4 protein-coding genes and 2 pseudogenes are annotated in these 4,383 nt (G+C 34.0%); 2 read left to right on the forward strand and 4 right to left on the reverse strand.

The window, feature by feature from the left end:
- Window positions 1-427 precede the first annotated feature (427 nt).
- Window positions 428-949, forward strand: a pseudogene (gene dnaN, locus ACJ5GX_RS06900) (DNA polymerase III subunit beta); the annotation flags it as partial.
- 1 nt (window position 950) lies between these two features.
- Here dnaN and truA read toward each other — a convergent pair.
- Window positions 951-1,688 (reverse strand): tRNA pseudouridine(38-40) synthase TruA, encoded by a 738-nt coding sequence (gene truA / locus ACJ5GX_RS06905; RefSeq protein ID WP_019236842.1) that lies wholly within the window; start codon window positions 1,686-1,688, stop codon window positions 951-953.
- A 114-nt stretch (window positions 1,689-1,802) separates the two neighbouring features.
- Here truA and recA point away from each other — a divergent pair, with 114 nt between their 5' ends.
- On the forward strand, window positions 1,803-2,870 hold the full coding sequence (gene recA / locus ACJ5GX_RS06910; RefSeq protein WP_052265013.1) for a recombinase RecA: 1,068 nt from the start codon (window positions 1,803-1,805) through the stop codon (window positions 2,868-2,870).
- 32 nt (window positions 2,871-2,902) lie between these two features.
- On the opposite strand, the gene pth is transcribed toward recA, so the two are convergent.
- The 3 genes and pseudogenes from pth to ACJ5GX_RS06925 form a co-directional block, all read right to left on the reverse strand.
- Window positions 2,903-3,466: an aminoacyl-tRNA hydrolase gene (gene pth / locus ACJ5GX_RS06915; protein ID WP_052265012.1), complete on the reverse strand. Its 564-nt coding sequence runs from the start codon at window positions 3,464-3,466 to the stop codon at window positions 2,903-2,905.
- The gene (locus ACJ5GX_RS06920; RefSeq protein ID WP_007302321.1) at window positions 3,466-4,077 is read right to left on the reverse strand and encodes a 50S ribosomal protein L25/general stress protein Ctc; all 612 of its coding nucleotides are present in this window, start codon (window positions 4,075-4,077) and stop codon (window positions 3,466-3,468) included. The genes pth and ACJ5GX_RS06920 overlap by 1 nt, the downstream gene beginning before the upstream one ends.
- A gap of 158 nt (window positions 4,078-4,235) precedes the next feature.
- A pseudogene (locus ACJ5GX_RS06925) lies at window positions 4,236-4,376 on the reverse strand (cell division protein FtsZ); the annotation flags it as partial.
- Between the last annotated feature and the right edge of the window lie 7 nt (window positions 4,377-4,383).

A 4,383-nucleotide genomic window follows, 5' to 3' on the forward strand; every position in this document is an offset into this window, starting at 1 on the left:
ATGTCACCTAAATCGGTCAAACCGTTTGAGCGTGAAGATGTAACAAACATACATACACACACAAACTCTCAGATCGATCCTGAATAAACTGATGAAATGCGGCCGCGTATCAAACACCAGCAGTCGCTGGCTTTATCTTGTGTAAACGAATATTATAAAAAACACTTATTATGGCAAAAAAAACAACTGCAAACGTAAGTTTACTTCTTATGTAAAAAATATATTAACGGTGATTTATTGATATTTTTTTTCCTTCTTTTTTTAATTATCACGCACGTAAAACTGCTTGTTTATAGCTATCAAGTAAAGTTTCTTTAAAATTTACTTTACCCTTTAATATTCAAAAACATTTTGAATAAGTTCATTAATCATTTTTATATAACACCCATATAAAGAAAGTGCCCTGTAGCTTTTTCATACATACAAAGGATCGATCATTCCACGTAAAACTATCATGGAACTGTTGAAAGTATTGGATGATTGTAATGAGATAAATATAAAACTTTCAGATAGAAAAATCAAATTTACATGTGGTGAGTATATTCTAATATCAAAATTGATAGATGGAACTTTTCCAGATTACAAAGCCGTTATTCCAACGTCTCAAGATAAACAAATGATTGTTGAGAGTAGCAAACTTGCTAGTGTTATAGACCGAGTTTCCGTTGTTGTGTCCGATAAAATAAAATCAATTAAATTTTCATTGCAAGAGAATTTATTAACTCTACATTCAAATTCCCAAGAGTGCAGTGATGCGACTGAGTCTATAGAGGTGGATTACGATGGAGCTCTTATGGAAGTAGGATTTAATTCTCGTTATTTGCTTGATGCTTTATCTTGTATAAAAAACAAATGTAAGGTCAGCCTATCAGATGGTAATAGCGCTACAATTATCACTGATGAAGATGATCCAAGTGCACTATATATAGTAATGCCAATGAGGACTTAAGCTAGTAATCTATCTTTACTAAGTATAAGCCGTGAGACGGCGCAGTGACCCCAGCGGCGTTTCTTTTACATTGACTTAATATGTTTAGCATTTCTTGTGGATTAGTTCTATTTTTTCCAAATTCAACTAAAGTACCAACAATAATCCTCACCTGGTTATGTAAAAAGGAAATCGCAGATATTTTGATGTATATGTGACTTCCGTTTTGTACTATATCAATATCATCGATTGTTCTGACCGGATTTGTAGCTTGACAATCTTTTGAGCGAAAGCTTGAAAGATTATGTTTTCCAAGCAGGTGTCTAGCAGCTTCACGCATGATGTTTACGTCAAGTGGGTTAAATACTTGCCACACATAACCGATTTCTAGAGCTGCAGGAGCGTAGCGATTAATTATTCTATATTCATAATATCTTTTTTTTGCTGAAAATCGTGCATGAAATGCATCATCTACAGCTTCTGCACTAAGCACAACTATAGGAATCGCTTTTAAGTGATAGTTTATTCCATTTCTTATTCTGTAAAGCTCAAATTGCCTTTCCATATTGAAATGAGCAACTTGCCCTAAAGCATGAACCCCTGTGTCAGTTCTGCCACCACAATGCAAAGAGACTCTCTCGCCACTGAAATTAAATATAGCGTTTTCTATGGTTTCCTGAATTGAGTTAGCAGAGTGTTGTTGCTTTTGCCAGCCAGAGAAACCACTACCATTGTATTCTATCGTTATTTTGTATCGCACTACAAAGTCTATCTATCTAATTTTAGGTAACTAACGTTCTTCGTTATTAAAAAACCCTTGGCAGATTGGTTGCGTTCAATTACCATGGAGACTATACAAGTTAATAAATGATCCATGGCACATAATCCAGAAGAAAGAAATAATGATAAGCAAAAAGCACTAGATAATGCAATAAGTCAAATTGAAAAAGCATTCGGTAAAGGTGCAATAATGAAGCTAAAGCAAAACCCTGTAGAAAAAATAGACACGATATCTACAGGGTCGATTGCACTTGATTCAGCTCTGGGTGTTGGGGGATTGCCAAAAGGACGTATAATTGAGATATTTGGCCCTGAGAGTTCTGGTAAAACTACCCTTGCTTTGCATGTAATTGCTGAAGCACAGAAAAAAGGAGGTTTATGTGCATTTATCGATGCGGAGCACGCACTGGATGTTATATATGCTCGTAAACTTGGAGTAAACACCGATGATTTAGTGATTTCACAACCAGACACTGGAGAACAAGCGTTGCATATTGTTGAGTATTTAGTATGTTCTGGTGCAGTTGATGTAATAGTTATTGACTCTGTTGCAGCACTAACTCCAAGAGCTGAAATTGAAGGAGATATGGGCGACCAGCACATGGGACTACAAGCAAGACTTCTAAGTCATGGGCTACGAAAGCTCACCTCTGCAGTTTCAAAAGCAAACTGTATATTGATATTTATCAACCAAATTCGTATGAAAATAGGAGTAGTATATGGAAATCCTGAAACTACCACTGGTGGAAATGCGTTAAAATTCTATACTTCTATAAGACTTGATATAAGAAAAGTTGGTGCGATAAAGGATAAAGAGAATATTACGGGTAATGAAACGAGAGTTAAAGTTGTAAAAAATAAAGTCGCTCCTCCATTTAGAGAGGCAAAATTTGATATAATGTATAATGAAGGCATATCAAAACTTGGGGAAATAATAGATATAGGAGCAAAACTTGGTGTCCTTGAAAAGGCAGGCGCTTATTATTCATATAACAATACGCGTCTTGGGCAAGGAAGAGAAAATGTAAAAAGCTACCTCAAGGCGAATAAAGAAATTGCAAATGAAATAGAAACAAAAATCAGAGATTTATTTAAAAATCACGATAACTCTATTGCAATAGAAGAGGAGCGTGAACAACTTCTAGAAGAATCAGTATTCTAATCTAGATGCTTGTATTAGGCAGTATTCAATTGCTATACTAAAGTTTCACTCTCAACCGAGTTGATGAAAGCTGAGATATCTCCTTGTAGCATTAGGTGTATATTTTTTGCTATTTTTTCCACTAAGAGGATAACATTATCAAAATTTTCAAATTTTGATAATACATAATCTGCTAAGCTTTTCCGATTTTCAGGCCTACCTACTCCAAATCTCAAACGCCAATAATCGTTACCAATAAAGCTATCTATAGACTTAAGTCCATTGTGTCCAGCAGAGCTACCGCCTTTTTTTACTTTTATTCTTCCGAATTTTAAGTCAGCATCATCATGTATGACAACAATATTGTCTAGCGATAATTTGTAAAAATTTTTTATTTTTGCAACAGGAATACCTGAATTATTCATAAACGAATAAGGCTTTATTAGCATAACTTTATTATTGTTAATTATGCCAGAGGTTATCAAGTAATCGGCTTTCTTAGAAAATGACTGAAAATTCCAATATTTGTAGATTGCGTCAATAACGATAAAACCAATATTATGATGAGTTAACTCATATTGACTACCAGGATTACCAAGCCCAGCTATTAAATGCACTACTCCTCTGTTTTTGTTTGAGTTTCTTCAACATCACTATCGGCAGCAGAGATTGTTACAATGGTGAAATTTTCTTCCTCATGAGCTACAAATTTAACACCTTCTGGCAATTTTACATCATTGATATGTATAGATTGACCAATCATTTTGCCAGACAAATCAATTTCTATGACTTGAGGTATTTTCTCAGGAGAGCATTTGACAGTAATAGAACGACACAGAACATTAAGCACTCCACCTAATTTGATTCCTGGTGATTTACTTTCATTGATGAATGATAAAGGTATATCTATTTTAATTTCACTACCTTTATCAACAAACTGAAAATCAACATGTTGCACAGTATCCTTTACTACATGCCATTGAATATCACGAACAAGAGCATATTCTTTTTTCCCTGAAATATCTAGTTCTATTAAATGTGCAGAAAGAGCACCTGATTTATATTGTTTAGTAAATTCCTTTGCAGACAATGTCAAATTTACGTTATCATGCCCTTTACCATATATAACTGCAGGTATACTTCCCTTCTCCCTCAGAGCCTGCATCGCTTTCTTTTTTTTTACATCACGTAACTCTGCATTAATTGTTACCATTTCTTGCTGTGCCATCGATTACTCCTATTCAGCTAATCCTTTTTATATAATTTAATAATATAACATAAAAATATTTATTTCAAACTTCATTCTTTCACACTAATTCTTTGTGGAAAAATTTATTTAGATATATACTTAAGATTACGTAGTAAGAGCTATGAGTATTAACGATCGATCATCAAATCAGTTACTCCTCTTATGCCAATATGCAGAACATTATCGGCGAGTTGAAATGCGTCAGCATATGTAGTTTTCTCGTTAGCAATTCTAAATAAATTTTGATTGGGAATGACAATAAGTGTATCTACGTATTTTTATGTT

Source organism: Wolbachia endosymbiont of Tuta absoluta, from assembly GCF_059414725.1.